The sequence below is a fragment of the Saccharopolyspora sp. MMCC62 genome (assembly GCF_057736575.1).
On record NZ_JBYKCM010000011.1, the window covers coordinates 157,886 to 183,164 of the forward strand.

Here is a 25,279-nt window from a genome sequence, read left to right on the forward strand (position 1 = left end):
CCTGTCGGTTTGGGCGGGTGGGGCACTCACCTCGTTGGTCGGGTGAGGTTCGTGGCGGGTGGTCAGTGGAGGTGCAGGGCTAGGGGGCCGGTCAGGCGGAGTTCGCGCATCGGGCGCCCGCCCGCGTCCAAGGTGCGGACCGTGCCGTCCGGCAGCCAGTCTGCGTGTTCGAAGAACGCCAGCGACGCCGAATCGGCCTCCGGAACCCAGCTGATGCCGCGGGACGCACCGCCGTCCGCGAGGCGCTGCGCCATCGTCGCCAGCAGCCTGCCGCCGTGGCCGCGGCGACCCCACCGCGGTTCCACCAGCAGCGTGCTCACCCACGCCACCTCGGAGAGGTCCGGCGGCACCGCGCCGTCCGCGGCCGCCGCCTCCTGCTCGGGAGCGGTGCCCGCCGCGCAGAAACCGACGAGCTGGTCGCCTTCGGTGGCGACCAGCACCGCCACCGGCCCGTCGGCGATCGCCTCGGTCCACTGCCGCGTCGTCTCCGCCTCGTCCAAGCCCGCCAGCACTTCCGCGGGCAGCAGGTCCGCGTAGGCGCTGCGCCAGGTGGTGAGCTGCACGCGGGTGATCTCAGGGGCGTCGGCGGGCGTCGCGGCCCGCACCTCGGCATCGGCCATGCGCGCCAACCTAGCGTCCGGGTCCGGGAGATCCGGTGGCCCCGTCCGGAGGACAGGGGGCAAGCGGGAACCGGAGCGCCGTTCCCCGGAAAGGCGCGGGTCTCGGTCGGCACGATCAGGCGCGCCGTCGGCGTGAACGGATGCGTGGGCGGCGACGGGTGCGTGGGTGCGATGGGTGTGGGCGCGCCGTCGGCGTGAACGGATGCGTGGGCGCGACGGGTGTATGAGAGCGACGGGGTGCGTCGGTGCGGACGGGCGTGTCGGTGCGCAACGGCTGCGTTGGTGAAACGGCTGCGTTGGCGTGCAACGGATGCGTGGGCGCGAAACGGGCGCGTTGTCGTGAACGGGTGCGTGTGCGCGACGGGTGTATCGGTGCGAAACAGGGGTGTCGGTGCGGGGTGGCACCATGCGGCGGATGCAGACCATGAGCACCGCGGCGGCCCGGCGCACCGCGTTGGCCGCGCAAGGGTTCGCCGACAGCCGCCCCGCGGGACGGCCCACCCGCCAGCACCTGAACAGGGCGCTGGGGCGCACCAAGCTATTGCAGCTGGACTCGGTGAACGTGGCGGTGCGCGCCCACTACATGCCGCTGTTCAGCCGCCTCGGCGCCTACCCGGCCCGGCTCGTGGACGATGCGGCGTGGGCGCCGACCGCGGCGAAACCCCGGCTGCTCGTCGAGTACTGGGCGCACGAGGCCTCGCTGATCCCGGTGCGGGACTGGCCGTTGCTGCGCTGGCGGATGCGGGAGCACGGCGGTTCCTGGCGCAGCCGTTCCCGGGAGCTGCTGGAGCAATCGCCGGGGCTCGTCGACGACGTGCTCGCCGCGGTGAAGGACCTCGGACCGGTCGGCGCGGGCACCCTGGAACGCGAGCTCGGCGGCGGCGTCCGGCAGGGGCGCGGTCCGTGGTGGAACCGCACCGACACCAAGCGGGTGTGCGAGCTGCTGTTCGCGATGGGAGAGCTCACCACCGGCACCCGCAAGGGTTTCGAACGGCTCTACGACCTGCCGGAGCGGGTGCTGCCGCCCGAAGTGCTGGCCCAGGACCCGGCGGACGACGACGCGGTCCGCGAACTGGTGCGGCGGTCCGCGGAAGCTCACGGCGTGGCCACCGAGACCGATCTGCGCGACTACTACCGGCTGAGCCCGCAGCAGTCCCGGCAAGCGGTCGCCGAGCTCGTCGAGAGCGGTGAGCTGGAGCAGGTCGAGGTCGAGGGCTGGAGCAAGCCGGCGTACCTGCACCGCGATGCCCGCACTCCGCGCGCGATCCGCGGCCGCGCCCTGCTGTGCCCGTTCGACCCGCTGATCTGGGAGCGGTCCCGGGCGGAGCGGCTGTTCGGCTTCCGCTACCGCATCGAGATCTACGTGCCGGAACCGAAGCGGGTGTACGGCTACTACGTGTTCCCCTTCCTGCTCAACGGCGAACTGGTCGGCCGGGTGGATCTGAAGGCGGACCGGGCGGCGAAGGTCCTCCGGGTTCCGGGGGCCTTCGCCGAGCCCGGTCACGACCTCGGTGCGGCCGCCCCGGAACTCGCGGGCGCCCTGGTCGAGATGGCCGACTGGCTGGGGCTGGACGGCGTGGAGATCGGTTCGCGCGGCGACGCCCACCTCGTCGAGGCGTTGCGCGCGCTCACACCGCGGAGGTGAGCAGCACGTCGCCGCTGCCGCTGCGCCCGAAGATCCGCAGCGCCGGTTCCTGCGCGGTCGGTTCTCCGGACACGTCGAGCTCGCTGTCCACGGCGCCGGTGCTGGAGATCAGGTCGACCTCGGCGTCGGTGCCCTGCGGCAGCGCGATCCGCAGTCCACCGGAGCCGGTGATGAGCTCGACCTGACCGGAGCGGGCGTCGGCGATGCCGATGTCCCCGCTGCCGGAGCGCACCAGCACGTCGGACCCGACGGTGCCCAGCCACACGGCGCCGCTGCCGGTCACCACCGAGGACGTGGCGTGCACCGCGGCGATCTCCACGTCGCCGCTGCCGCTGCGCGCCTGCACCCCGCCGGCCATCTCGCCGAGCCGCAGCGCGCCGGAGCCGGTGCGGGCGACGGTGCTGCCGCCTGCTCGTTCGACGGACACCGCGCCGCCGCCGGACTGCACGTGCACCCGACCGGCCGCGCCGGTCACCCGGACTTCTCCGCTGCCCGCGCGGATCGCCAGCTGGGAGTCCGCGGGTGCTCGGACGAGGACGGACAGCGGGACGGCGCGCAGCGGTGCGGTGCTGGGCGTGCGCACCGCCAGCCGGTTGCCGGTGAGGTCGATGCGGGTCTGCCGCACCGCCTCGGCCACCGGCTCGCGCGGTCCGGTGCGGCCGAAGGGCCGGTCGCCGAACGGCCGGTCGCCCGCGCCGCGCTCACCGGGCTCACGACCACCGGGCCCACGACCGCCGGGGCCACGACCACCGGGACCTGGCTCGCCGGAACCGCGCTCACCGGGACCGCCGCGCGTCGCGGCCTCCCCGAACTGCTCGCTGACCCAGCTGAGCAGCCCGGTGAGCCCGCTGCGCCAATCCCCGCCGCCGGCCGCCGCGTCGTGGCGGACCTCGACGTGCGTGACCGCGGTGGCGCTCAGCTCGACCGTGATCGAGCCGAGGCTGTTGCCGATGTCCACCTCGATGGGCGCCGCCGTGTCGAAGTCCTGCGTGCGCACCAGCCCGCCCGGCTCCTCGGAGTTCCGGGAATCCTGCTCGTCCGTGCCGTTGTCGCTCATCACCAGTACCGCCTCTCCGCCGCGTTCAGCCGTGCACCCAGCCGTGCAGCCGCGATCCGGGACCGTCGTCGGGTCCGTCGGGGCGCCAGCGGCCCGCGCCGGGCGGGCCCCAGCCGCCGGGTCCGCGTCCCGAGCGATGGTGGTCCCACGGTCCGCGCGGCCGGCCGCCGTGCAGCGCGCCCTGCACCGCCTGCGCGACCCACGTGTTCAGCGAGACGCCCTGAGTGGACGCGGCCTGCTCGGCCTGCGACTTGATCTCGTCGAGCAGGCGCAGCGTGATCCGGCTGATGTCGCCGCCGTCGGCGCCCGGCGGGGGAGGCGGTGGTCGTTCCTCCTCGGTGGCCGCGGCGCGCGGGGTGCCGCCACCGCCGCCACCACCCCCGCCGCTGACGACGACGCGGAGGTCCCGGCCGTCGAGCCGGAGGTCGACGACCTCGCCGTCGAGGTGCGTGGTGACCTCGGCGGCGAGGTCGGAGAGCGCGTTCATGATGGCCAGGCGGGCGGCCGGTTCGATCGCGGCGGAGAGCGCCGCGGCGGTCTGCCGGGTCTGCTCGTCGCCCGCCGACGCGGCGGAACCGAGGTCTTCCCGGAGCTGTGCGATGTAAGGGCTGAGGTCCATGACGCCACTATGGCGTCAAGACTGACGCCGCGCAAGGGCACGATGGTGTCATCGGGGGTCGGGCGTGCCGCCACCGCCGTCCCCGGCCGGGTCCGGCCGCCGCGATCGCCGGATACGCTCGGGAAACCGCCGAAGCCCGACCGGGCGCGGCGGCACCATCCGGGTTCGTCCGCCAGGCAGAAGGGGATCCGCGCACCGTGACCGACATCGTGCCGCCGAAGGTCCAGCTCATCGGCAAGACCGAGTTCGTCCCGCCCGCCGACGTGGACTGGTCCACCGACGCGGACGGCGGCCAGGCGCTCGCGGAGTTCGCCGGCCGGGCCTGCTACCAGTCGTGGCACAAGCCGAACCCGGCCACGGCCACCAACGACGGCTACCTGCGGCACATCATGGAGGTCGGCCACCTCTCGGTGCTGGAGCACGGCTCGGTCACCTTCTACCTGACCGGGATGTCCCGGTCGCTGACCCACGAGCTGATCCGCCACCGGCACTTCTCCTACTCGCAGCTCTCCCAGCGCTACGTGCCCGAGCGGGACGCGGCCGTGGTCGAACCCGACGTGATCGCCGAGGACCCGGAGCTGCACGCGAAGTTCGTGCGGGCGACCGAGGCGAGCGTCGCCGCCTACACCGAGATCCTGGACGCGCTGCAGGAGAAGTTCGCCGACGAGCCGCAGGCGACGCTGCGCCGCAAGCAGGCCCGGCAAGCCGCGCGCGCGGTGCTGCCCAACGCCACCGAGACCCGGATCGTGGTCACCGGCAACTACCGCGCCTGGCGGCACTTCGTGGCGATGCGCGCCAGCGAGCACGCGGACGTGGAGATCCGGGCGCTGGCCGTGGAATGCCTGCGGCAGCTGCAGCGGGCCGCCCCGAACGTGTTCGGCGACTTCGAGATCACCGCCCTGCAGGACGGTTCCGAGGTCGCCTCCAGCCCCTTCGTCGCCGAGGGCTGATCGGCGGAACCGAGCGGAGCCCGCCCACGTCCGATGAGATGATCTCGACCAGGACTGACGTGGGGGAGGGTCCGTGGTGGAGCGGACGGACGCGCTGGCGCGCACCATCGGCGACCGCTACCGGGTGACCGGTGAGCTGGGGCGCGGTGGCATGGGCATCGTCTGGCGGGCGTGGGACCAGGTGATCGGCCGCGAGGTCGCGATCAAGCAGCTGCACGTGCCGGACGGGGTGCCGCCCGCCGACCGCGCCGTGTTCGAGGAGCGGGTGCTGCGGGAGGCCCGCACCGCCGGGCGGCTCAGCGATCCCGGCGTGGTCACCGTGCACGACGTGCTCAGCGAAGGCGGCGGCACGTTCATCGTGATGGAGCTGGTGCAGGCCGGGACGCTCAGCGACCTCGTCGCCCGGTGCGGGCCGCTGCCGCCGGATCGGGTCGCGGACCTCGCGCGGCGGCTGCTGTCCGCGCTGGAGGCGGCGCACGCGGCGGGGATCGTGCACCGTGACGTGAAGCCCAGCAACATCATGATCGCCGACGGGACCGTGAAGCTGGCCGATTTCGGCATCGCGCAGACCGGGGACGATCCGCGGCTGACCAGCAGCGGCAGCATCGTCGGCTCGCCGTCGTTCATGGCACCGGAGCGCATCCAGGGCGCCGACGCCACTCCGGCGGGTGATCTGTGGTCGCTCGGGGCGACGTTGTTCTTCGCCGCGGAGGGCTGGCTGCCGTTCGAGCGGCGGACCACGGCCGCGACGCTGCACGCGGTGCTGCACGAGACGCCTGCGCTGACCCGCACCCAGGGCCCGCTCGGCTCGTTGATCATGGGCTTGCTCATCGCGGACCCGCGCGCCCGGTTCACCCCGGCGCAGGCCCGCGCGCTGCTGGCGGGCGAGGTGGGGACCCGGGTGCAGGCCGCGCCGACCGCGCCGCTGCGCCCCGCGCGCCGGACGCCGTGGCGCGCCGCCGCGGTGGTGGCGGTGCTGCTGCTGGTGGCGGGCGTGCTGATCGGCCGGTTCGCGCTGGTGCCGGGCCGGCCGGAGGCGGAGCTGCCGACGTTGACCTACGGGGTGGACGGCGATCTGGCCACCTTCGAAGCCAGCAAGATCGAATCCTGCGGGACGGGCGTGCCCGCGGCGGGCGCGAGCGTGCCGGAGCAGCAGGTGGGCTTTTGCTCGGAGCCGCACGACTTCGAGGTCTACACCGACGGCTCCCCGTTCGGCAGCAGTGCGAGCAGCGACACCGCCTACCCCGGCGAGGACCGGTTGGCGCGGTTCGGCGAAGCGCTGTGCGGCGCCTACTTCGGCTCGGAGGAGATCGAGCTGCCGGGCAAGGACGCGGCGCTGCGCTACGGGGCGCTGGTGCCGACCGAGCAGGCGTGGGAGCTGAAGCGGCGGACCGCGGCGGACGACGACTCCGACACCGACGACGGCGCGCAGACCGTGCTCTGCTACCTGCGCAGCACCGACGGCACGAAGCTCACCCGATCGCTCGCGAACTGACCCGGATTCGGCCGGAACGGGTGGAATCCGGCACGCGCAGTGCGATGATCGCCACGCAGGGCGATCAGGGGGTGCGGAGCGTGTCGAACGAGCGGACCATCGCGGGTCGCTACCGGTTGCTGGACGAGCTCGGGCGCGGCGGCATGGGCGTCGTGTGGCGGGCGAGGGACGAGTGGATCCACCGCGAGGTCGCGATCAAGCAGCTGCACGTCCCGGCGGGCCTGCCGGTGGAGGAGCGGGGCGTCATCGAGGAGCGGCTGCTGCGCGAGGTCCGCGCGGCGGGCCGGCTCACCGTCCCGGGCGCCATCACCGTCCACGACGTGCTCCACGACGACGGAACCACGTTCATCGTGATGGAGCTGGTACCCGGCGCGGTCACCCTCGCCGACCGCGTCGCCCGGGACGGGCCGATGTCGACCTCCGAGGTGGCGGCGCTGGCGGATCGGTTGTTGTCCGCGCTGGAGGCGGCGCACGAGGCGGGGATCGTGCACCGGGACGTCAAGCCCGGCAACGTGCTGCTCACCGGTGCGGGCGCGAAGCTGGTCGACTTCGGCATCGCGCAGGCCGTGGACGATCCGCGGCTGACCGCGACCGGGGCGCTCATCGGCTCGCCCGCGTACCTGGCACCCGAGCGCATCCAGGGTTCGGTGGCGACTCCGGCCTCGGACCTGTGGGCGCTCGGCGCGACGTTGCTGTTCGCGGTGGAGGGCCGGTCGCCGTTCGAGCGGCAGTCCACGGCGGCGACGTTGCACGCGGTGCTGCACGAGACGCCCCGGCCGTCCCGGGAGCACGGCGCACTCGGCAGGCTGATCGCGGGCCTGCTCGTCGCGGACCCGCGCGCCCGGCTGACGGTGGACGGGGCCCGCGCGCTGCTGCCGGGCTCCGCGGCGGATCCGGTGCGGGCGGTGCGGTCCCGGACCTGGCCGGTGGCGGTGCCCGCGGCGGTGCTGCTGTTCGTGGCGGGCCTGCTGCTGGGCCGGGTCGCGGGCGAGGAGCCCGCGGACGTCCCGGCCGCGGTCGGCGGTCCGTCGGCGCGGCTGCCCACGCTGACCTACGGCGGGGGCGGCGACCTGGAACCGTTCGAGATGGGCGAGGAGCACCCGTGCGCCGACACGGGGCTGGAACCGGGCGCGTCGGTCACCTCGGCGCGGTTCCGGTCCTGCTCGGAACCGCACGAGATCGAGATCTACGCGGCGGCCGACGTGCTCGGCGGCCGGTCCGGCAGCGACGTCTCCCATCCCGGCGACGCGGCGCTGGCCCGGTTCGCGGAGGGCCTGTGCGGCGCCCACTTCGCGAGCGACGCGGTCCGGGACCCGGGCGGGCTGCGCTACGGCGCGGTGGTCCCCACCCGGACGGCGTGGGAGGCGAAGCGGGTCACCTCGTTGGACGGCGACCCGTCCAACGACCGGGGAGCGCAGGTCTCGTACTGCTACGTGCGCAGCGCCGACGGCACCCCGCTGACGACCTCGGTCACGCAGAGCTGAACCCCGGTAAGCTGTCCGCATGGGAGTGGCCAACGACGAACGCCGGGAACTCTGCGACCTGTTCGACCAGGTCGGACCGGATGCGCCGACGCTGTGCGGCGAGTGGACGACCAAGGACCTCGCGGTGCACCTGGTGCTGCGCGAACGCCGCCCGGACGCGCTGGCGGGCAAGTTCGTGAAGGCGCTCGCCGAGCGCGGCGACAAGGTCGAGCAGGAGCTGCGGGAGAAGCCGTGGCCGGAGCTGATCGGCACCGTCCGCGAAGGCGCGCCCAAGTGGAACCCGCTGGCGATCGGCGCCGTGGACGAGGCGGTCAACGCCGCCGAGTTCTTCGTGCACCACGAGGACGTGCGCCGCGCCCGGCCCGGCTGGCAGCCGCGCCCCGCCGACCCGGAGCGGGAGGAGGCGCTGTGGAAGTCGCTGGGCAGGGTCGCGAAGGTGTTCTACGGGCGCAGCCCGGTCGGCGTGGTGCTGCGCCGCCCGGACGGCACCGAGATCGCCGCGAAGCGCGGGCCGCGCACGGTGCGCTTCAGCGGTGAGTCGAGCGAGCTGCTGCTGCACGCGTTCGGGCGCAAGCAGTCGCGGGTGGACATCGACGGCAACGACGCGGACGTCCTCGCCGTGGAGGACCTGCGCCGCTCGTTCTGAGCGCCCGGCCCGGCGCGGAACCGCCCTCGGTGGTCCCGTGCCGGGCCGTTTTCGCGCGGTAGCACGGGAAATCCGCCTGCGGTTGCGCTGATCAGCAGGAATGCGGCCGGTGTCCGCCCGCCGCGACCGCCGGGTTTCCGCGATCTTCGGCGCGGGCCGGGCCCGGTACCGGTGGTGGCCGATGCGGCGCGCTGACCAGTGGGCTCACCAGGTAGCGTCAGGGCCATGACCGTCTGTCCCACCGCCACTGAAGGACGGCCGTTCGGCCGGGTCCTGACCGCCATGGTGACGCCGTTCGACGCGGACGGGAAGCTCGACCTGGCGCTGGCTCAGGAGCTCGCGACCTACCTCGTCGACCACGTCGGCAACGACGGCCTGGTCGTCAACGGCACCACGGGCGAGAGCCCGACGACCAGCGATGACGAGAAGGAGCGGTTGCTGCGCGCCGTCGCCGAAGCGGTGGGGGACCGCGCGACGGTGGTGGCGGGAGCGGGCACGAACGACACCGCGCATTCGGTGGAGTTGGCCCGCACCGCCGAGAAGGCCGGCGCGCACGGGCTGCTCGTGGTGACCCCGTACTACTCCCGCCCGCCGCAGGAGGGGCTGCTGTCGCACTTCACGACGGTGGCCGATGCGACGGAGCTGCCGGTGATGCTCTACGACATCCCGCCGCGCTCGGTGGTGCCCATTCACACGGACACGTTGAAGCGGCTCGCGGAACACCCGCAGATCAAGGCCGTCAAGGACTCCAAGCACGACCTGTGGGCGGGCAGCGAGGTGCTGTCCAACAGCGACCTGGCCTACTACTCGGGCGAGGATCCGCTGAACCTGCCGTGGCTGTCGGTGGGGGCCGTCGGCTTCGTCAGCGTCATCGGGCACGTGGTCGGCGACCGGCTGCGCAAGATGCTCGACGCGTTCGAGGCGGGCGACATCGCCGCCGCGCGCGAGGTGCACGTCGGGCTGATGCCGGTGTACCGGTCGATGAACTTCGTCGGCGGCGTGGTGTTCTCGAAGACGGCGATGCGGTTGTGCGGCTACGAGACGGGGCATCCCCGGCTGCCGCTGCCGCAGGCCACCGACGAGCAGGTGCGGGTGATCACGAGTGATCTGTGGGACGCCGGTCTGGTCCTGGTCAATCCCGACGCCGCAGCAGAGGTGACGCGTTGAGCGCTCGCGCAACAGCTTCCGAACACCAGCCCGTGACCCCGACGGCCTCGGCGCCGCCACCTGCGCTGCCCGAGGGCGGCCTGCGGGTGACCGCCCTGGGCGGCATCGGCGAGGTCGGCCGGAACATGACCGTGTTCGAACACGAGGGCAAGCTGCTCATCGTCGACTGCGGTGTGCTGTTCCCGGAGGACGACTCGCCCGGTGTGGACTTGATCCTGCCCGACTTCGGGGCGATCGAGAACCGGCTGGACGACGTCGAGGCCCTGGTGCTCACGCACGGCCACGAGGACCACATCGGCGCGGTGCCGTTCCTGCTGCGCCTGCGGCCGGACCTGCCGGTGGTGGGTTCGAAGTTCACGCTGGCGCTGCTGGCCGCCAAGTGCAAGGAGCACCGGCAGGACCCGGTGCTGGTCGAGGTCACCGAGGGCCAGCACAGCAAGCACGGCGTGTTCGACCTGGAGTTCTTCGCGGTCAACCACTCGATCCCGGACGCGCTGGCGGTCGCGATCCGCACGTCCGCGGGCGTGGTGCTGCACACCGGGGACATCAAGCTGGACCAGTTGCCGCTGGACGGCAGGCTCACCGACCTGGCCGGGTTCTCCCGGCTGGGCGACGAGGGCGTGGACCTGTTCCTGGTGGACTCGACGAACGCCGAGGTCCCCGGGTTCGTGACGCCGGAGCGCGAGATCGGCCCGGTGCTGGACCGGGTGATCGGGAAGGCGACGCAGCGGCTGATCGTGGCCTGCTTCGCCAGCCACGTGCACCGCGTGCAGCAGGTGCTGGACGTCGCCGAGCAGCACGGCCGCAAGGTGTGCTTCGTGGGCCGGTCGATGGTGCGCAACATGGGCATCGCGAACGACCTGGGCATCCTGCGGGTGCCGCCGGGCCTGCTGGTGGAGCTGGACGAGGCGCTGGCGATGCCGGAGCACCTGGTGCTGTTCGTCTCGACCGGTTCGCAGGGCGAGCCGCTGTCGGCGCTGTCCCGGATGGCGCGCGGCGAGCACAAGCAGATCCGGATCCGCGCCGGGGACACGGTGGTGCTGGCGTCCTCGCTGATCCCGGGCAACGAGACCGCGGTGTTCGGCGTGGTGAACGGCCTGGTGCGGCTGGGCGCGGACGTGGTGCACCAGGGCGGGGCGAAGGTCCACGTCTCGGGGCACGCGTCCGCCGGTGAGCTGCTGTACCTGTACAACGCCGTGCGCCCGAGCAACGTGATGCCGGTGCACGGCGAGTGGCGGCACCTGCGCGCGAACGCCGAGCTGGCCCGGTTGACGGGGGTTCCGGCGGAGCGCGTGGTGATCGCGGAGGACGGCGTGGTCGTCGACATGGTCGACGGCATCGCGAAGGTCTCCGGCCGCGTCGAGGTCGGGCACGTCTACGTGGACGGCCTGTCGGTGGGCGACGTGGGCGAGTCGACGCTGTCGGACCGCCTGGTGCTGGGCGAGGGCGGTTTCATCTCGATCACCGTGGCGGTCGAGGCCGCGACGGGACGGGCGGTGTCCAGCCCGACGATCTCCGGGCGTGGTTTCTCCGACGATCCGAAGGCGCTGGACGACGTGGTGCCGCTGGTGGAGATGGAGCTGGCCCGCACCGAGTCGGAGGGCATCACCGATACGCACCGGATCGCGCAGGCCGTGCGCCGGGTGGTCGGCAAGTGGGTGGCGGACAAGTACCGCCGCCGCCCGATGATCGTCCCGAACGTGCTCCCGGTCGATTCCTAATCGGCTCCCGCACCCCGGTCCCGGCTCTGGTGCCGGAACCGGGTGCGGGGTATCCCCGCGGGCAGCGGCCCGCGGTCCGCGGCGACCGCTGTGCCCTGCACTTTTCCGCATCCTGATCCGGGCAGGTTCCCGGAAAGGGGTCGACATCATGATGAAGAGGTTCACCACGGCCGCGGTCTTCGCGGCAGCGGCGCTGCTGGCCGCGCCCACTGCGGCTTCGGCCGTGGCCGCGCCGGTGTCGCAGGTGCTGGACGCACCGGCGGGGGTCGGGGTGCTGGGCGACGACAAGGGCGACGGCGGCTGCGATCCGGAGTCCTCGAAGGAGCCCTGCGGCGGCGACACCTGCGACCCGAGTTCGTCGAAGGAACCGTGCGGACGGGTTTTCGTCCTGGGGCGGGTCGGTTGATCGCTCGACCGTAGTGCGCGACGCCTCGAGCCGTTCCCGGCTCGGGGCGTTCGTCGTTGCGGGGAACGCCCCGAGCCGGGAACGCCCGCCTGCGCGGGGTCAGCTGCCCGCGCCGTCGAGCAGCCAGTGGTGGCGCATCCGGAGCGCGCGTTCGGTGCTGGCCAGCGCAGCGCCGATGGTGAGGGCGGTGTTGAGCCACACCGGCAGGTGCACCGGCGAGACGAAGATCCCGATGTTCTCGGCGATGGGCGGGATGCGGGAGATCGGTTCGGCGACCTGGAGCGCGAGCAGCACGACGCCGATGACCAGCAGCAGCACCGAGAGGTGGCCGAGCGCGCGGCTGGTGGCGGGGTGATCGCGTTCGAGCCGGGCGCGGCGTCCTTCGGCGGATTTCGGGTCGGGGAAGAGCGGCTGTTCGGCGCCGGCGGCCGTGACGTAGTGGCAGCGCTTGAGGCCTGCGCGGCTGACCGCGACTTCGATGGTGCCGCCTTCGACGGGGAAGGCCGCGGGAACCTTGGAAGTGGCGTGGTGTCGACCGTCGCGGTACAGCTTCGCCTTGATCTCGCCGGTGTTCACGTCCCCGCCGAGCCGGACGTCGACGGCGTACTCGGTCCGGTCGTCGAGCCGGTGGTAGCGCAGTGAGCGGCTGAACTGCTGCCACCAGCGGTAGGGCTTCAAGGGGTGCCCGTCCCCGTCCTCGATCCGCTTCGCCGCGCGTTGCCGCCGCCACTCCTCGAACATGCCCGCCCCTTCACCTGGAAACACCTGTAACACGCTGTACTAGAATGTGTGGACGGACGCTAGCACAGTGTGTTAGAAATGGGCTAGCACGGTGTATCAGTACAGTGCGGGAGTGGGCATGGACGAGGGGAACGACCCGGTGCTGAGCACCCGGCACCGCATCCTGGTGGCCGCGGCGACGATGCTCGGCGAGGACGCGGCGGTTCGGCTGAGCGTGCGGGCGGTCGCGGCGCGGGCCGGGGTGAGCACGGGCTCGCTGCGGTACCACTTCCCGACGCAGCGCGACCTGCGCGATGCGGTGCTCGCCGGGATTTACGGCCTGGTGGCCTCGGACGACGCGATCCACGACCGCTCGGTGCCGCCGCGGGACCGGCTGGTCGCCTGCCTGCGGCAGGTGCTCGCGCCGGTCGGGGCGGGGCAGGAGGCGCGGGCCGCGTTCGGGAAGGTCTACGAGGGCTTCATCGCCCCCGAGCCGGACGAGCACGTCCGGGCCGCGTACCTCGGCATGGAGCGCGAGGGTCGGCGGCGCACCGAGTACTGGTTGTCCGTCCTGGTCGATGAAGGGGTGCTCGCGGCGGGCGACGACGAGCGGCGCGCGAGATTCCTGATGACGGTCCTCAACGGCCTGTCGATGGAGCGCGCGCTCCCCGCCGAGGACTCGCTGCCGCAGACCGAGACGGACGCCTTGTACCTGGCCGTCGATGCGGTCCTGGATCCCCGGAGCGCGTGAGTCGCCGATCGATGGCTAGAATATTCCTGGATTTCTTTCCGGTTGTGCTATTCCGAGTGGAATTCGGTTCAGGTAGATATTCCGGCGAGATGGGCGAGATCCTCCGTTCGTGGTCGGGTGTGCGAATCGGTTGCCCTGATCGACGGATTGACCGACGTGGTGGATCGACCGCGCGTAGTGCCGAACGCTGATCAATTGATCTGCGGAGTCAGCGGTACCGGCTGATCGTGTGATGAGTAGATATCCGCTATGGTGAAATCCGGCGCTTCGCTACCTTCGAATCCAATGGCTCTCCGGCTTGTCGAGGGGTGCACCATGGGATTTCGAGTCGACCCGGACGTGATCGACCGGTTGGCGTTCGACCTGCACGGCTCCACCGCGGGAATGGTGATGACGAGTCCGCCGCCGGAAGCGGATGCGGGTCCGTCCTCCGCTGCGGTGACCGCGCTGATCGCAGAGCTCGTCCGTGCCGCGGCCGGAGCGCTGGAGGTCGCGGAGCGGACCTCGGCGGGGCTGCACGCGAACGGCTCCGCTTACGCCGCGGTCGACGCGGACAACGAGCGGTTGTTCCACCGCTGAGGATTCGAGCGATCGTTCGGGGGAACGATGAGCCTCAACATTTTCACCGCAGGTGACCCGGAGTCGCTTCGCCGAGTGGCCGAATCCATGGGGCGGTACGCGGCCGGTGTCGACGATGTCGCTTCCGGATGGTTCCGGACCCGTTCCGAATCCGAATCGGAATGGGAAGGGGCCGCGTCGGAGGCGTTCCGCTCGGCCGCGACCCGCAACGGGCGGGACATCGTCGAATTGGCCGAGCTCTGCGCGAACCTGTCGCGCGTGTTGCACGTCTTCGCCGATGATCTCGACACGGTCCGGGCGCGGATGCGGCAGGCGGAGGGGATCGCGCACGAGGCCGGGTTGATCGTGTTGAACGCGACGATCCACCCGCCTGGCGCGTCGGTGGGGCTCCCGGAGTCGAGCCTGCCGGGCACATCGCCACCCGTGGATCCGCGGAAGCAGGCGGCTTACGCGGAAGCCGCCCAGACCGTCGCCGACGCACGTCGGCTGGAAACCACCGCCCACGAGAGGCTGCTGGCGGGACTGCGCGCGAACGGCGCGGGGCTGGAAGCCATCGGCTTGCACGCGGAGTGGGGCGAAGCCGCGGCGACGGCGACCAGCCCGGCGGCGATCGGCCTCGCGGGGATGGCGAGGGCGCTGGACGACTGGGCGGCGGGCGCCACCCGCGCGTTGGTGGAGAAGGCGGTGCTCGGTGGTCCGCACGCGGTGCACGGGATGTGGTCGGCACTGACCTCCGCGCAGCGCACCGATCTGCTCGACCGCTTCCCGGAGCTGGTCGGACGCACCGACGGGGTTCCGGTGGTGGCGCGGGATTCGGCGAACCGGGCGTTGCTGGCCGGGCGACGAGCTGATCTGCTCGGCAAGGTGGGCGAGTTGCGGGCGCTGGTCGAGACGACGCGGTCCGCGCCCGGCGGCAGGCCCGCCGCGCAACTGGCGCGAATCCGGGAGCTGCGGGAGACGGTGCACTTCCTCGACATGATCGACGACCGGTTGACGGGCCCACCGGAGAAGTACCTGCTGGGCGTCGACACCACCGCGCACGGCCGAGGGACGTTGATCATCGCCAGCGGGAACCCGGACACCGCCCGGCACGTCGTCACGAGCGTTCCCGGAACCTACTCGGACCTCGACGGGGCGAAGGACGCCCTGGAGCGCGATGAACGCCTGCGCCTGCTGGCCGAACGGCACGCGGGCGGTGCACCTGTGGCCGCGGTGACCTGGGTGGGGTACGAATCGCCGAACGATCTCGGTTCCGCCGGGCAGGACGGGTTCGCGGTCGAGGCGAAGGGTGAGCTGGCCCGGTTCCAGGAGGGCCTGCGCGCCACGCATGAGGGGGAACCCGGCCACAACACCGTGCTCGGGCATTCCTACGGCTCGACGGTGGTCGGTTACGCGGCGCGGGACCACGGGTTGGCGACCGACGAGATCGTGTTCCTCGGTTCGCCGGGCGTCGGCGTGGAGCACGCGCGGGAACTCGGCGTGCCGCCCGAGCACGTCTGGTCCGGCACGTCCGGCCGGGACGCGATCGACTCGTGGACGCCGTCGCTGGATCCGCGGGACTTCTTCGACGGCGAGGACGACCACTGGTTCGGGATGAACCCCTCCGATCCGCACTTCGGCGCGCGCTCGCTGGAGACCGATCCGGGCGGGGGTCACACGGACTACTGGGACAGGCGGACGTCGCTCGAATCAATGGCTCGCGTCGTCGCGGGTGTGGAGGAGGGACGTCCGTGAAGACCACGAGAGCTGAGCGGTTGCGGATCCTCGGCGCGGTGTTCGGGCACGTGGTCGGCTGGGCGCTGTTCGCGCTGGGCGTCGCGGCGTGGTGCGTGGTCTTCCCGGTCACCGTGCGCGGCTTCGGCGGCAGCGAGATCGAGCGGAACCTGGCGACCCTCTGGGTGTCGATGTACGCGGTGCTGGCGGGAGCGGGCACGGCGGTGCTGATCGGGGTCCTCACGTGGCGGCGGGTGCTCGCGCGGATCGTGCTCGGCGTCTGGGCCGTGCTGTTGTGCGCCGCCGTGCTCGGGGTGGCGTTCGGCGGCCGGTGATCACCCCGCCCGATAGGGGCAGGGCGAGGTGATCGGTGGTGCGGCTCAGAAGTCGCCGTGGAAGTAGGCGGTGTCCGCTGCGTAGTGGCTGGGCGCGACGGAGATCCGCAGGTCGCCCTGCTCCGGCGCGACGTCGAAGATCCGGGTGATGGTGAGCGTCCCGCCGGGCGCGATCTCGGCGTTGATGAACGCGCGGTCCTCCAGCGAGTAGCGGGCGGGCCGTCCGGCGTGCGTGGCGGTGATGTCCCAGGACAGCGGGTTGATCTCGTCGGTCGTGCCGTTGGTGATGGTCAGGTCGACCGCGACGGCGCGGGAGCCGGAGTCGTGCAGGTACGGGTTGCCCTGGTGCTCCTTCGGTTCGGCGACCTGCACGGATTCGCCGCCGCGCCAGGTGTGGGTCTGGCCGAAGCCGAGTTCGATGACCTCCGGGGCCGAGTCGTCGGCGGCGGGCACGGCGTCCTGCTGCGCCGCGACGCCCGCGGACTCGGACTGCTTCGCGGCCTCGTTCACGGCGGAGCCGAACAGGCCCACCCAGGCGAAGCAGATCACCAGCCCGATCCCGGCGAGCACGGTGCCGGTGATCGCCATGCCCTGGTTGTTTGCCAGGCCGTTGCGCGCCCGGATGATGCCGATGACGCCGAACACGAGCCCGAGGATGCCCAGCGGCCAGGCGATCAGGCCGATGATCGGGATGAACGAGAACAGCAGGGCGAGCAGACCAAGGACGAACCCGGCGGTGCCGAGCCCGTTCTTCGGGGTCGTCGGCGGCGGGACCACTGCGGACATGGGATTTCCTCCGGGGAGAACGTGCGGAACGAGTGACGCCGGCGCGCACGCCGGAACGTCGAGTCCGCAAGATCGTTCCCACCCGGAGACCGCGCTGTCCGCGCTTCTGCGAAAGGTCACCCGGAGGTGTGGTTCTCGCCTGAACTGCGTGCTCGGTGTCGTCCGGCATTTCCGCCGTGGATGCGCCGACCGCGGACGGGAGATCAGAATCGGCCGCTGAAGTACGCGGTATCGGTGGCGTACGAACGCGGTGCGACGGAGATCCGCAGCTCACCCGGCTCGGGTGCGACGTCGAAGATCCGGGTGAAGGTGAGGGGGCCGCCGGGTGGGATCTCGACGTTGAGGTAGAGAGGGCTCTCGTTCGACGCGGGGCAGACGTTGCCGGAGCGACACGCAGGACGCGCTCGATCTGGGGCTGTGACCGTCTGCTCGCGGCGATCACCGGAGCTTCAGCAGGTCCAGGGCGCGGCCGGTGGCGGTGGCGGGGCCTCGGTGCACGGAGTGCGCGATCCCGTTGTAGACGAGGTCCCACAGCGCGCGTTTGCGCTGGATCCGGTGCAGCGGAGCGCGGGCGGAGCCGCCCCACCCGTCGGTCAGTACGAGCCACGGCTCGGAGTCTTCGGCACGGGTCTCGATGTCGATCCGCAGCAGCTTGTAGAGCCGGACGTACGTGGTGCGGTTGCTCGCGAACCAGTCGGCTCCGGCCGAGTACCCCGCGCTGCGGCCACGGAGGTAGAACGGGACGGCAGCGGCGGCGGGGATCAGCCACAGCCACCAGGTCCGCGCCCATTCGAATCCCCAGTCGAGCCAGCAGTAGCGGAGCACGCCGAGCACGCTCAGGAACAAGCCGGCTTTGAGCAGGGTGGCGTCCATGCCGTGGCACCACTCCAAGATCGGGCCTTCGCCCGGCGGCGCGGGCGGGAAGCGTGCGAAGGCGCGTCGAGTGCGTCCCTCGGTCCGCCAGGTGACGAGCACCGGCGCTTGCGGCGGGCGCGGCAGTCCGGTGGCTGGATCGGGTTTGCGCGCGGGGGAGTGCGGGCGGGCTTGTTCTGTCACCGCAGCTGCAGCTTGTCGAGCGCGAGTTCGTTCGCGGTGGCGGTGCCGCTGTTCACCGAGTGGACGATGCCGTTGTAGACGAGGTCCCACAGTGCTCGGTTCTGCTGCGCTTCGCGCAGTTTGACTCCGGCGAAACCACCGCGCCGATCGGTGAGTTCGAGCACCCATGTGTCTACGCCCGCAGGGTTCGTGATGGTGACCTTCGTCAGCTCGTAGAGCTGCACGTGACGTCTGCGGCTGGTCGCGAACCAGTCAGCCCCGGCCGAGAGACCCCCACCGCGGCTGTAGAGGTAGAAGATCGGGACGGGGGCGAGGACGAATGCCCACAGGCCCCAGCTGGTGATCCAGTCGAATCCCCAGTCTTTAAACGACAGGAATGCGGCGATCAGGAAGCCGACGAACAACCCGGACTTGATGCCGTTCGAGCTCGACTCTTGGAACCATTCGAGAACCGGGCCCGAACCGCGTGGTGCGGGCGGGAAGCGCGCCCGTGCCGGATCCCGTTCGCCGGACTCTTGCGGGCTGATCACCACGGGTGCGCGAGGTGGTCGTGGGGTTCCGGTCGTCACATCCGGTCGAGGCGCTGCTTGTGGCACTGGGCCGTTGTCCTTTCTGAGCGGGCGAACGGACATCAGTCGAGCAGATTCCATCCTTCGTCCACGATGATGCCAACCCCGATGCCGATGATCGCTCCACCGACCGCTCCCACCGGGCCACCGATCATGGCGCCCGCGACGGCGCCGGAGACCAAGGAGGCTCCGCCGGAAGCGATCGCCTGCGTCGGATCTTTCCCGTTGTCGATGTCGTAGTACACGCCCGCACCTGTGAAGAGGACGCCCGCGACGGGGATGCTCTTGCCGAGCTTGGTCGATCCTTTGAGCAGCCAGTTGCTCGGAGTCGGAACCCGCTCCGGGATGACCTTCTGGTCCAGGCTCGAACTCAGCCAACGGGGTACGTGCTTCTCGATGGACGCCGCGATCCGAGTCGGGTATGCCTCAGCCAGTGCGCTGGCGTGAGCCGTGCTCCGTTCAGCGGCTATTTGGGCTGCGGTGAAGCGGCCGGTCGCGCTCATGCTGGTGTTCTGAGCCAACTTGGAGGCGACCTCGGCGGCAGGCTTGACCTGCTTGGCGACCTGCGTCCACGTCGAGGTTCGGGCTGCGATCGCAGCGGTGAGCCCCGTCGACACATCCCCCAAGCTCAGGCCGAGCTTGACCGGGTCGATGATGCCCGCGATGGAGCGGACGATGAGGTTCTGGGAGTTGGTCTCGGTCTTCTTGGCCTGGGTGACGGTGTCGGCGGCTTCGCGGTAGGCCGTGATCTTGCGCTGATAGTCGGCCACGGCTGCCAGGGCGACTTCGTGGCGTTGTGCTTGCCGCTGGGTGGCGGAGCCGTCGGGTGGGAGCGGCGTCGGTTCGGGCGGTGCCTCACCGGGCGGCTGGATCTTGAAGCCGTGGATCGTGAGGCCGCCGTCGAGGGCGGCGTCGCGGGCGCGCTGCATCTGGGCGCGTGCGGTGCGGAGGTCGTCGGCGTGGATCTCCATCGCGGTGCACACCTCGGAGACGGCCTGGACGGTGTCGCCCGCCATCCGCGCTCCCTGGAAGGCGACGTCGCGGAACGCGTCGCCCGCCGCGCCGGCCCAGCCCGCTTCGGAGGAACCGCGCGCCCGGAGGTAGTCCTGCTCGGCGTGCTCGATGTTCGCCGAGGTGTCGCGCAGCCACTGGCACGTCGCGGTGAAGCTCTCCGGGTCGCCCTTGATCTCGGTGTCGAGTTCGTCCACGGTCAGCCCCCGGAGTGCGCGCGCTTCAGGTTGAGCGCCTGGTCGTAGTCGATCGTCTGGTAGTCCGCGCGGCCTTCGGTGACGGCCTGGCCGAGCCCGCCCGCACCGGCGGCGACGTTGCCGATGCCTTCGCACAGCAGCTCCAGCGTCGCGGACAGCAGCTCGGTGATGTCTCCGGCCTGGGGTTGTGGCGGGGCAGTGGCGCCCGCGTCGAGATCGGTCTCCGCGTTGCGCAGGGTCGTGGCGACCTGTTCCAGAACCTGGGGATCGGCTTCGACACCCATCAGTGGGACACCTCGTCGCGGCGCTGCTCGGTGGGCACCGACACGTCCCAGAGGATCTGCCCGGCGCCGCAGCGCCGCTGGAGATCGGGCACCGTGGTGCCCTCGACCGCGATCCACGGCTGAGCTTCGCCGCATCCCGTGACCAGCGCCTCAAGCGTGGTGAACGCGAGCATCGCCGTCGTGCCGTCGGTGAGCGCGCGCAGTTCGAGGGTGACCGGCTGGTTTCGGTCGGTGATCCGCTCGGCGGGGAGGAACGCCTGCCGTGGTGGCTGGTCGTCTTCCGCGTCGTCCGGGAGCTGTTCCGCTCCGAAGACGGCCGGGGCCTCGTTCTCGTGCTCGCGGAGGACGTGCGCGTCGCCGTACACCATTCGTCACCTTCGCCGTTGTCCATCGATCACGTCCGGCGGGACGGTACCGAACGGGCGAGAAGGTGGAGAGAGGGAAACTACTCACCGTCTGATCGGAGCAGTTCGGGGTGGGGAAGCGGGCCGTCCCGCCGTGTGGGTGGTGGGACGGCCCGCAGGTCTTTCCGGAGCGGTCAGGCCTTGAGGGTGTTGCGGAAGGCCGACCAGGTGGTGCGGTTGAAGGTGAGGGTTCCGCCGTTGCGGTCCTTGGTGTCGCGGACCCCGGCGCCGCCGGGAGCTAAGGCCACTTCAACACATTCGTTCTGCGAATTGCTATAGCTGCTCGTGAACCAGGTGGCGCCGGTCAGGTCGCGGTCGTTCATGGTGGCCTCTCGTTCTGCACGAGCTCGGCGGGTCGAAACTGCAGTGGTGGGGCGGGCCGTCCACCCGCACGAGGAAGGGGCGGCCCACGGCTCCGGGGATCAGGCCTTGAGGGTGCTGAGGAAGGTCGACCAGGTGGTGTTGGTGAAGGTGAGGGTTCCGCCGTTGCGGTCCTTGGTGTCGCGGACCCCGGCGCCGCCGGGGATCAGAGCCACTTCGACGCATTCGTTCTGGGTCGGGCTGTAGCTGCTCTTGAACCAGGTGGCACCGGTGAGGTTCTGCTCGGACATGCTGGCCTCTCGTTCAATGCGAGCTCGGCGTGCTGGACCTGACATCGGAGGCGGGCCGCCCATCCTCGCGAGGTAGGCGTCCCGCCTCCCGGGGAGGTCAGTCCTTCAGCGTGCCGAGGAAGGCCGACCAGGTGGTGCTGGTGAAGGTGAGGGTTCCGCCGTCGCGGTCCTTGGTGTCGCGGACCCCGGCGCCGCCGGGGACTAAGGCGACCTCGACGCATTCGTCCTGCGAATTGCTGTAGCTGCTCTTGAACCAGGTGGCACCGGTCAGGTCGCGAGCGATCATGGTGGGCCTCTCGTCGGCTACGAGTACTGCTTGCCCACCGATCGTATGAGGTCGAGAGACTCGCTCGGGCCGAGCGCGGCGGCGGAGAGACGGTGCCACTGGCGCGTGTAGGCGGACACCGCGTCCTTGTCGTCGAGGTAGCGCGCGTCGTCGAACGATTCGACGTAGACGAACTCCAGCGCGGAGGAGATGTCCGAGGACGGGATCTGCAGCAACGTGAAGTCGTAGGAGATCCCGCCGACCGGTGTCGCGGCCTGGAACGGCATCACCTGCAGGTCGATGTTCGGGCGTGCCGCGATCTCTTCCAGGTAGCCGAGCTGATCCCGCATGACCGCGTCGGTGCCGACTTGGCGGCGAAGGCACGATTCCGAGAGGACGAAGGCCATCGTCGGTGGGTCGCCTTCTCGGGCAACGGAAACCTGTCGCTCTTGGCGTGCGAGCACGCTCTCGTCGGCGCTTTCGCCGTCCGTGCGGACCGGTGCCTCGTGCAGCGCCCGGATGTAGCCCTCGGTCTGCAGGATGCCCGGCACGATCTCCGTCTTGGTCTGCCGGATGCTCTCCGCGTCCGTCTCCAGATCCACGTACATCCGGAACCATTCCGGGAACACGGCCCGGTATCCGGTCCAGCGGCCGCGGGTGCTGCGGGTGCGGGCGAGCTCGAACATCCACTGCATGTCGGCGGGGTCCACGCCGTAGAACTCCAGCAGCAGTTTGAGATCGCCCTTGGTGATGCCGCCCTGGCCGAGTTCCAGCCGGGAGATCTTGCTGTCCGCGCAGTCGAGCTCCTTCGCGGCTTCGTGCTGCTCGAATCCGGCTTTCTGCCGTGCGTGGCGCAGCTCGTTGCCGAGCTGGAGCCGCCGCACCGTCGGTGTCGCCATCCCGCCTCCGTCGTGATCTTCACTGGCCGGATCAGTCTCCCGCGATCAGCAATCGCAGCGGAACTACACGATCAGGCGACTAGCTAAACCGCATTTGCGGAAATAGTGTTGCGTCAACATTGATCGACAGGGGGTTCGGATGTCCTCGACGCAAGGCCCGCTCGTGCTGGTGCTGATGGGAGCCACGGCCGCGGCGCCGTGGCTGGCGTTCGCCCTCGACTCGCCAGCCGTCCGCGCGAGGCTCGCCCGCCGCAAGGCTCGGCGCACCCTGCACGCCGCCGGATTCCGCGCCGTGCCGGGGAGAACCGCATCGATCACCGAACTCCCGGCGGGGCGTGCACCGGCGCGACCGGGCTCGGCCGGCAGCGGGGGTGCGTCCTCCGGCAGGAGCGCGGTCGCGGCCACCAGCGGAGGTGCGTCCTTCGACGGGAGTGCGGCCGGCCGGGACTCGGCCACCCGCGGGGGCGTGGTCGTCCGGCGCGCCTCGGCCATCGGGCGGCGCTCGGTGCTCGGGCGCGCCACCGCGGTCACGCCGCTGTTCTCCTCCACAGTGGACGGAGGGGGTCCGGGTGGCCGAGTCCCCGTCGTCGCCCCGCCCGACGAGGTCCTCGTCAGCGTCGGCGCCGTCATCGCGCTCGCCGACGAACCACCGGGGCTCGCCGCGTGAGCCACGAACGGCAACCCGAACGCCACTTCTGGCTGCCCGTCCCGGATTCCGGCGACCTCGTGCGGCACGCGTTCCGCGGCCGGCGCTGGGAGAACCAGCCCGCCGAGGACTCGGTGTGCGGGCGGCGGCTCGCGATGGCCCAGCCCTGCGAACTCGACTGGTGCCGCGCGCCCACCTGCCCCGACTGCAACGACACCCTGAAGAGCGAGCGGCCCTGACCGCTCCCGCGCACTCCCGGGGCGAGATCCCCTCTCCGACCCCTCGCCCCGGGACGCCCGGCCGGTGCGGCGACCTCCCCGACAGCCCACCGGCCGGGCCCCCAGGTGAATGGCCCATCCGCCCAGTCCCGCTAGGCGAATGGGTCATTCACCTGGCGGGCCGACGGGGCTCTTCGGGGTGGGGTTTTTGCCGGGGCGGCAAGGAATCGTGCGGTGAGTGCACCGCCGCGGTGAGACTGGCGTCCACCGATGAGAGGGACACCGATGAGCAGCACCGACGCGCACGAGTTCTGGGACGGCGTGTACGCCGCGCGGGCCGAGCGGCCGCAGCCGCAGCCGAACCTCCGGCTCACCGAGATCGTCCCCGGACCCGTCCCCGGACCCGGACCCGGCCCGGGATCCGGCGACGCGCTCGACCTCGGGTGCGGAGGCGGCGGCGACGCGCTGTGGCTCGCCGAGCAGGGCTGGCGGGTCACCGCCGTGGACATCTCCGCCGTCGCCGCCGACCGGCTCACCGCGCTGGCGCACGACCGCGGGCTCGGCGACCGGCTCACCGCCGCGCGGCACGACCTCGGCGGCGGGTTCCCGGCGGGCGAGTACGACCTGATCTCCGCGCACTACCTGCACACCCCGTTCGACCTGGACCGGGCGAGCGTGCTGCGCGCCGCCGCGCACGCGCTGCGCCCCGGCGGGCTGCTGCTGGTCGTCGACCACGGGTCGACCGCGCCGTGGTCCTGGGACCAGAGCCCGGACCTGCGCTACCCGCCGCCGCAGGAGGTCGCCGACGGCATCGGCCTCGACCCGCGGACCTGGACGGTCGAGCGCGCCGACTCACCGCGGCGCACCGCCACCGGACCGGACGGCAGCACCGCCGAACTCACCGACCACGTGCTGGTGATCCGCCGCGCCGACGGCTGAACCGGGAGGACCGACCGCATGTCCCGCGACACCCCGCCACCCCGGACCGGTGCCGGTGAAGCCGAAGTCCTGCGCGGATTCCTCGGCTACCTGCGGACTTCGCTCGCCGCGAAGGTCGACGGTGCCCCCGAACCGCAGGTCCGCACCGCGGCCGTGCCCAGCGGCACCAACCTGCTGGGGTTGCTGAACCACCTCACCCACGTGGAGGCCGCGACGTTCCTCGGCGAACGCGTCCACGACTGGCAGGCCACGTTCCACGCCGCGCCCGCCGACGACGTGCCCACCGTCCTCGCCCGCTACCGGGACACCGTGCGGCGCGCCGACGACGTCCTCGACGGGTGCGAGGACCTCGCCGCACCCCTCCCGGGGCGCTCCGGGCCCAGCGTCCGCTGGGCGCTCACCCACCTCATCGAGGAAACGGGGCGGCACGCCGGCCACGTCGACATCATCCGCGAACAGCTCGACGGCAGCACCGGACGCTGAGCACGGAGCAGCGCACTGGGCCGAACGCGGCGGAACCGATCCGCCGGACAGTCCTGTGCGCTGCTCTTTTCGTGTCATGACGGGGAAAAGTGGTGATCTTCGCGGCCGGTCCCGGAACAGTGAGCGCCGCGCTCCCGCGATCATGGCGCGGGAGCACCGGATCTCGTCGACGCCGCCCGGAGATCCGCGCGGACGGCACACCGAGGGGTGCTCATGTTCCGACTCGGCAGGGCGCTGCCCGCACTCGCGGCAGCCGGACTGCTCGCCGCCACCGCGTGCGGCGACGTCGATGTACCACCGCGCGACCGGGACGGCCTGCTGCTGCGGGTCCGCGCCGAACCACCGCAACCCGTCCGCGGGGCCATCCCCGACTACAGCCTCTACGGCGACGGCACCGTGATCACGCCGGGTGCGCCGGTCGGCTCGCTGCACCCCTTCGTGGCGAGCCACCTCCAGGACGCCGAAGTGGACGCGCAGTACCGGGCCGCGCACGAAGCCGGGCTCGCCGCGGACGAGAGGCACGGCGACGCCGCGGTGCTCGGCAGCACCAGCGTGCACGTCGACCTGCGCTCCGGCGGCGCCGTGCACCGCACCGAGCTGGTGTTCACCGACCGGCCGTCCGGGCCACCGGAACTCGTCGAGTTCGTGCAGGAGCTGCGCGACACCCGGCCCGCCACCCCGGTTCCGGCAGTGGACCGGCTGGCCGTCATCGCCTTCGACGCAGACGGCAGGCCCGGTGGACGACCCTGGCCGTTCCCGCCACCCGTGCACGGATCGCGCGTGCCCGGCGGCCGCTGCACCGTGCTCACCGGCGGCGACGCGACCACCGCGGCCGCCTGGGCGCGGGAGGTCGATCCCAGCACCCGGTGGGGCAGCGGTGGCATCGGCTTCCGGCTGCTGTTCCGGCCGCTGCTGCCCGACGAGATCGGCTGCACCGACCTCGACCCGAGCTGACCCGGAGGCGGACGTGCCCTCCGCCCGGCGCGGGCGGAGGGCACGCGGT

At 71.8% G+C, this 25,279-nt stretch carries 31 protein-coding genes; 17 read left to right on the forward strand and 14 right to left on the reverse strand.

The features are described from left to right. Window positions 1–62: 62 nt before the first annotated feature. The gene (locus AC29IT_RS24255) at window positions 63–620 is read right to left on the reverse strand and encodes an N-acetyltransferase family protein (protein WP_488220206.1); all 558 of its coding nucleotides are present in this window, start codon (window positions 618–620) and stop codon (window positions 63–65) included. Window positions 621–1,035: 415 nt separating this feature from the next. Here AC29IT_RS24255 and AC29IT_RS24260 point away from each other — a divergent pair, with 415 nt between their 5' ends. Next, the gene (locus AC29IT_RS24260; RefSeq protein WP_358441294.1) at window positions 1,036–2,265 is read left to right on the forward strand and encodes a winged helix-turn-helix domain-containing protein; all 1,230 of its coding nucleotides are present in this window, start codon (window positions 1,036–1,038) and stop codon (window positions 2,263–2,265) included. Here the strand turns inward: AC29IT_RS24260 and AC29IT_RS24265 are convergent. Beyond that, window positions 2,249–3,322, reverse strand: a complete 1,074-nt coding sequence (locus AC29IT_RS24265) for a DUF4097 family beta strand repeat-containing protein (RefSeq protein ID WP_488220207.1) — start codon at window positions 3,320–3,322, stop codon at window positions 2,249–2,251. The genes AC29IT_RS24260 and AC29IT_RS24265 overlap by 17 nt on opposite strands. A 25-nt stretch (window positions 3,323–3,347) precedes the next feature. Beyond that, window positions 3,348–3,941 carry a toxin-antitoxin system HicB family antitoxin gene (locus AC29IT_RS24270; protein WP_358441300.1) on the reverse strand — a complete coding sequence of 198 codons (594 nt, stop codon included), beginning with the start codon at window positions 3,939–3,941 and terminating at the stop codon, window positions 3,348–3,350. A gap of 197 nt (window positions 3,942–4,138) precedes the next feature. Between AC29IT_RS24270 and thyX the strand changes: the two genes are divergently transcribed. From thyX to AC29IT_RS24305, 7 genes are all read left to right on the forward strand, one after another. Further along, a complete protein-coding gene (gene thyX, locus AC29IT_RS24275) occupies window positions 4,139–4,891 on the forward strand; it encodes an FAD-dependent thymidylate synthase (RefSeq protein WP_358441303.1) in 753 nt (250 codons plus the stop codon). 73 nt (window positions 4,892–4,964) lie between these two features. Further along, entirely contained in the window at window positions 4,965–6,386 is a 1,422-nt protein-coding gene (locus AC29IT_RS24280) for a serine/threonine-protein kinase (RefSeq protein ID WP_488220208.1), read from the forward strand. Between the two features lie 80 nt (window positions 6,387–6,466). After that, a complete protein-coding gene (locus tag AC29IT_RS24285) occupies window positions 6,467–7,870 on the forward strand; it encodes a serine/threonine-protein kinase (protein WP_358441309.1) in 1,404 nt (467 codons plus the stop codon). 19 nt (window positions 7,871–7,889) lie between these two features. Continuing rightward, complete coding sequence (locus AC29IT_RS24290) at window positions 7,890–8,516, forward strand: TIGR03085 family metal-binding protein (RefSeq protein WP_358441312.1); 627 nt, start codon at window positions 7,890–7,892, stop codon at window positions 8,514–8,516. 225 nt (window positions 8,517–8,741) lie between these two features. Further along, entirely contained in the window at window positions 8,742–9,683 is a 942-nt protein-coding gene (gene dapA / locus AC29IT_RS24295; protein ID WP_358441314.1) for a 4-hydroxy-tetrahydrodipicolinate synthase, read from the forward strand. Further along, window positions 9,680–11,404 (forward strand): ribonuclease J, encoded by a 1,725-nt coding sequence (locus AC29IT_RS24300; RefSeq protein ID WP_358441317.1) that lies wholly within the window; start codon window positions 9,680–9,682, stop codon window positions 11,402–11,404. The genes dapA and AC29IT_RS24300 overlap by 4 nt, the downstream gene beginning before the upstream one ends. 148 nt (window positions 11,405–11,552) lie before the next feature. Continuing rightward, on the forward strand, window positions 11,553–11,810 hold the full coding sequence (locus tag AC29IT_RS24305; protein ID WP_358441320.1) for a hypothetical protein: 258 nt from the start codon (window positions 11,553–11,555) through the stop codon (window positions 11,808–11,810). A gap of 99 nt (window positions 11,811–11,909) precedes the next feature. Here AC29IT_RS24305 and AC29IT_RS24310 read toward each other — a convergent pair whose 3' ends face one another. Next, a complete protein-coding gene (locus tag AC29IT_RS24310; RefSeq protein ID WP_488220209.1) occupies window positions 11,910–12,575 on the reverse strand; it encodes a hypothetical protein in 666 nt (221 codons plus the stop codon). 94 nt (window positions 12,576–12,669) lie between these two features. On the opposite strand from AC29IT_RS24310, the gene AC29IT_RS24315 reads away from it, so the two are divergent. From AC29IT_RS24315 to AC29IT_RS24330, 4 genes are all read left to right on the forward strand, one after another. Further along, a complete protein-coding gene (locus AC29IT_RS24315) occupies window positions 12,670–13,281 on the forward strand; it encodes a TetR/AcrR family transcriptional regulator (protein WP_488220210.1) in 612 nt (203 codons plus the stop codon). Between the two features lie 315 nt (window positions 13,282–13,596). Beyond that, window positions 13,597–13,860, forward strand: a complete 264-nt coding sequence (locus AC29IT_RS24320; RefSeq protein WP_358441328.1) for a hypothetical protein — start codon at window positions 13,597–13,599, stop codon at window positions 13,858–13,860. Between the two features lie 258 nt (window positions 13,861–14,118). Further along, the gene (locus AC29IT_RS24325; RefSeq protein WP_488220211.1) at window positions 14,119–15,594 is read left to right on the forward strand and encodes an alpha/beta hydrolase; all 1,476 of its coding nucleotides are present in this window, start codon (window positions 14,119–14,121) and stop codon (window positions 15,592–15,594) included. Continuing rightward, on the forward strand, window positions 15,591–15,908 hold the full coding sequence (locus AC29IT_RS24330; RefSeq protein ID WP_358441333.1) for a hypothetical protein: 318 nt from the start codon (window positions 15,591–15,593) through the stop codon (window positions 15,906–15,908). The genes AC29IT_RS24325 and AC29IT_RS24330 overlap by 4 nt, the downstream gene beginning before the upstream one ends. Before the next feature lie 45 nt (window positions 15,909–15,953). Here AC29IT_RS24330 and AC29IT_RS24335 read toward each other — a convergent pair whose 3' ends face one another. From AC29IT_RS24335 to AC29IT_RS24380, 10 genes are all read right to left on the reverse strand, one after another. Beyond that, window positions 15,954–16,694 carry a DUF4190 domain-containing protein gene (locus AC29IT_RS24335; RefSeq protein ID WP_488220212.1) on the reverse strand — a complete coding sequence of 247 codons (741 nt, stop codon included), beginning with the start codon at window positions 16,692–16,694 and terminating at the stop codon, window positions 15,954–15,956. Between the two features lie 438 nt (window positions 16,695–17,132). Beyond that, window positions 17,133–17,567 carry a hypothetical protein gene (locus AC29IT_RS24340; protein WP_488220213.1) on the reverse strand — a complete coding sequence of 145 codons (435 nt, stop codon included), beginning with the start codon at window positions 17,565–17,567 and terminating at the stop codon, window positions 17,133–17,135. 179 nt (window positions 17,568–17,746) lie between these two features. Next, on the reverse strand, window positions 17,747–18,280 hold the full coding sequence (locus AC29IT_RS24345; protein ID WP_488220214.1) for a hypothetical protein: 534 nt from the start codon (window positions 18,278–18,280) through the stop codon (window positions 17,747–17,749). Window positions 18,281–18,381: 101 nt separating this feature from the next. Then, window positions 18,382–19,527 carry a hypothetical protein gene (locus AC29IT_RS24350; protein WP_488220215.1) on the reverse strand — a complete coding sequence of 382 codons (1,146 nt, stop codon included), beginning with the start codon at window positions 19,525–19,527 and terminating at the stop codon, window positions 18,382–18,384. A 2-nt stretch (window positions 19,528–19,529) separates the two neighbouring features. Further along, complete coding sequence (locus tag AC29IT_RS24355; RefSeq protein WP_488220216.1) at window positions 19,530–19,811, reverse strand: hypothetical protein; 282 nt, start codon at window positions 19,809–19,811, stop codon at window positions 19,530–19,532. Continuing rightward, window positions 19,811–20,179 carry an SAV_915 family protein gene (locus AC29IT_RS24360; RefSeq protein ID WP_488220217.1) on the reverse strand — a complete coding sequence of 123 codons (369 nt, stop codon included), beginning with the start codon at window positions 20,177–20,179 and terminating at the stop codon, window positions 19,811–19,813. The genes AC29IT_RS24355 and AC29IT_RS24360 overlap by 1 nt, the downstream gene beginning before the upstream one ends. A gap of 170 nt (window positions 20,180–20,349) precedes the next feature. Then, window positions 20,350–20,538: a DUF397 domain-containing protein gene (locus AC29IT_RS24365; RefSeq protein ID WP_488220218.1), complete on the reverse strand. Its 189-nt coding sequence runs from the start codon at window positions 20,536–20,538 to the stop codon at window positions 20,350–20,352. Window positions 20,539–20,637: 99 nt separating this feature from the next. Further along, window positions 20,638–20,826 (reverse strand): DUF397 domain-containing protein, encoded by a 189-nt coding sequence (locus tag AC29IT_RS24370; RefSeq protein ID WP_488220219.1) that lies wholly within the window; start codon window positions 20,824–20,826, stop codon window positions 20,638–20,640. Window positions 20,827–20,923: 97 nt separating this feature from the next. Next, window positions 20,924–21,112 (reverse strand): DUF397 domain-containing protein, encoded by a 189-nt coding sequence (locus AC29IT_RS24375; protein ID WP_488220220.1) that lies wholly within the window; start codon window positions 21,110–21,112, stop codon window positions 20,924–20,926. A gap of 17 nt (window positions 21,113–21,129) precedes the next feature. After that, window positions 21,130–21,990, reverse strand: coding sequence for a helix-turn-helix domain-containing protein (locus AC29IT_RS24380; protein ID WP_488220221.1), 861 nt, complete (start codon window positions 21,988–21,990; stop codon window positions 21,130–21,132). Window positions 21,991–22,129: 139 nt separating this feature from the next. Here AC29IT_RS24380 and AC29IT_RS24385 point away from each other — a divergent pair, with 139 nt between their 5' ends. From AC29IT_RS24385 to AC29IT_RS24405, 5 genes are all read left to right on the forward strand, one after another. Then, the gene (locus AC29IT_RS24385) at window positions 22,130–22,657 is read left to right on the forward strand and encodes a hypothetical protein (RefSeq protein WP_488220222.1); all 528 of its coding nucleotides are present in this window, start codon (window positions 22,130–22,132) and stop codon (window positions 22,655–22,657) included. Further along, window positions 22,654–22,875, forward strand: a complete 222-nt coding sequence (locus AC29IT_RS24390; protein ID WP_358441365.1) for a hypothetical protein — start codon at window positions 22,654–22,656, stop codon at window positions 22,873–22,875. Before AC29IT_RS24385 ends, AC29IT_RS24390 begins: the two co-directional genes overlap by 4 nt. A 264-nt stretch (window positions 22,876–23,139) precedes the next feature. Next, a complete protein-coding gene (locus tag AC29IT_RS24395) occupies window positions 23,140–23,793 on the forward strand; it encodes an SAM-dependent methyltransferase (RefSeq protein ID WP_488220223.1) in 654 nt (217 codons plus the stop codon). Window positions 23,794–23,811: 18 nt separating this feature from the next. Further along, the gene (locus AC29IT_RS24400) at window positions 23,812–24,276 is read left to right on the forward strand and encodes a DinB family protein (RefSeq protein WP_488220224.1); all 465 of its coding nucleotides are present in this window, start codon (window positions 23,812–23,814) and stop codon (window positions 24,274–24,276) included. Between the two features lie 213 nt (window positions 24,277–24,489). Then, window positions 24,490–25,230, forward strand: coding sequence for a hypothetical protein (locus AC29IT_RS24405; RefSeq protein ID WP_488220225.1), 741 nt, complete (start codon window positions 24,490–24,492; stop codon window positions 25,228–25,230). The last annotated feature ends 49 nt before the right edge of the window (window positions 25,231–25,279 follow it).

What these genes read in the sequence shown, in the direction of transcription:
- AC29IT_RS24265 (WP_488220207.1), bottom strand. Translation starts at nt 3,322, where the DNA reads ATGAGCGACAACGGCACGGACGAGCAGGATTCCCGGAACTCCGAGGAG.
- AC29IT_RS24370 (WP_488220219.1), bottom strand. Translation starts at nt 20,826, where the DNA reads ATGTCCGAGCAGAACCTCACCGGTGCCACCTGGTTCAAGAGCAGCTAC.
- AC29IT_RS24355 (WP_488220216.1), bottom strand. Translation starts at nt 19,811, where the DNA reads ATGGGTGTCGAAGCCGATCCCCAGGTTCTGGAACAGGTCGCCACGACC.
- AC29IT_RS24290 (WP_358441312.1), top strand. Translation starts at nt 7,890, where the DNA reads ATGGGAGTGGCCAACGACGAACGCCGGGAACTCTGCGACCTGTTCGAC.
- AC29IT_RS24365 (WP_488220218.1), bottom strand. Translation starts at nt 20,538, where the DNA reads ATGAACGACCGCGACCTGACCGGCGCCACCTGGTTCACGAGCAGCTAT.
- dapA (WP_358441314.1), top strand. Translation starts at nt 8,742, where the DNA reads ATGACCGTCTGTCCCACCGCCACTGAAGGACGGCCGTTCGGCCGGGTC.
- AC29IT_RS24375 (WP_488220220.1), bottom strand. Translation starts at nt 21,112, where the DNA reads ATGATCGCTCGCGACCTGACCGGTGCCACCTGGTTCAAGAGCAGCTAC.
- AC29IT_RS24305 (WP_358441320.1), top strand. Translation starts at nt 11,553, where the DNA reads ATGATGAAGAGGTTCACCACGGCCGCGGTCTTCGCGGCAGCGGCGCTG.
- AC29IT_RS24315 (WP_488220210.1), top strand. Translation starts at nt 12,670, where the DNA reads ATGGACGAGGGGAACGACCCGGTGCTGAGCACCCGGCACCGCATCCTG.
- AC29IT_RS24335 (WP_488220212.1), bottom strand. Translation starts at nt 16,694, where the DNA reads ATGTCCGCAGTGGTCCCGCCGCCGACGACCCCGAAGAACGGGCTCGGC.
- AC29IT_RS24395 (WP_488220223.1), top strand. Translation starts at nt 23,140, where the DNA reads ATGAGCAGCACCGACGCGCACGAGTTCTGGGACGGCGTGTACGCCGCG.
- AC29IT_RS24260 (WP_358441294.1), top strand. Translation starts at nt 1,036, where the DNA reads ATGCAGACCATGAGCACCGCGGCGGCCCGGCGCACCGCGTTGGCCGCG.
- AC29IT_RS24385 (WP_488220222.1), top strand. Translation starts at nt 22,130, where the DNA reads ATGTCCTCGACGCAAGGCCCGCTCGTGCTGGTGCTGATGGGAGCCACG.
- AC29IT_RS24340 (WP_488220213.1), bottom strand. Translation starts at nt 17,567, where the DNA reads ATGGACGCCACCCTGCTCAAAGCCGGCTTGTTCCTGAGCGTGCTCGGC.
- AC29IT_RS24320 (WP_358441328.1), top strand. Translation starts at nt 13,597, where the DNA reads ATGGGATTTCGAGTCGACCCGGACGTGATCGACCGGTTGGCGTTCGAC.
- AC29IT_RS24405 (WP_488220225.1), top strand. Translation starts at nt 24,490, where the DNA reads ATGTTCCGACTCGGCAGGGCGCTGCCCGCACTCGCGGCAGCCGGACTG.
- AC29IT_RS24400 (WP_488220224.1), top strand. Translation starts at nt 23,812, where the DNA reads ATGTCCCGCGACACCCCGCCACCCCGGACCGGTGCCGGTGAAGCCGAA.
- AC29IT_RS24380 (WP_488220221.1), bottom strand. Translation starts at nt 21,990, where the DNA reads ATGGCGACACCGACGGTGCGGCGGCTCCAGCTCGGCAACGAGCTGCGC.
- AC29IT_RS24360 (WP_488220217.1), bottom strand. Translation starts at nt 20,179, where the DNA reads ATGGTGTACGGCGACGCGCACGTCCTCCGCGAGCACGAGAACGAGGCC.
- AC29IT_RS24270 (WP_358441300.1), bottom strand. Translation starts at nt 3,941, where the DNA reads ATGGACCTCAGCCCTTACATCGCACAGCTCCGGGAAGACCTCGGTTCC.
- AC29IT_RS24255 (WP_488220206.1), bottom strand. Translation starts at nt 620, where the DNA reads ATGGCCGATGCCGAGGTGCGGGCCGCGACGCCCGCCGACGCCCCTGAG.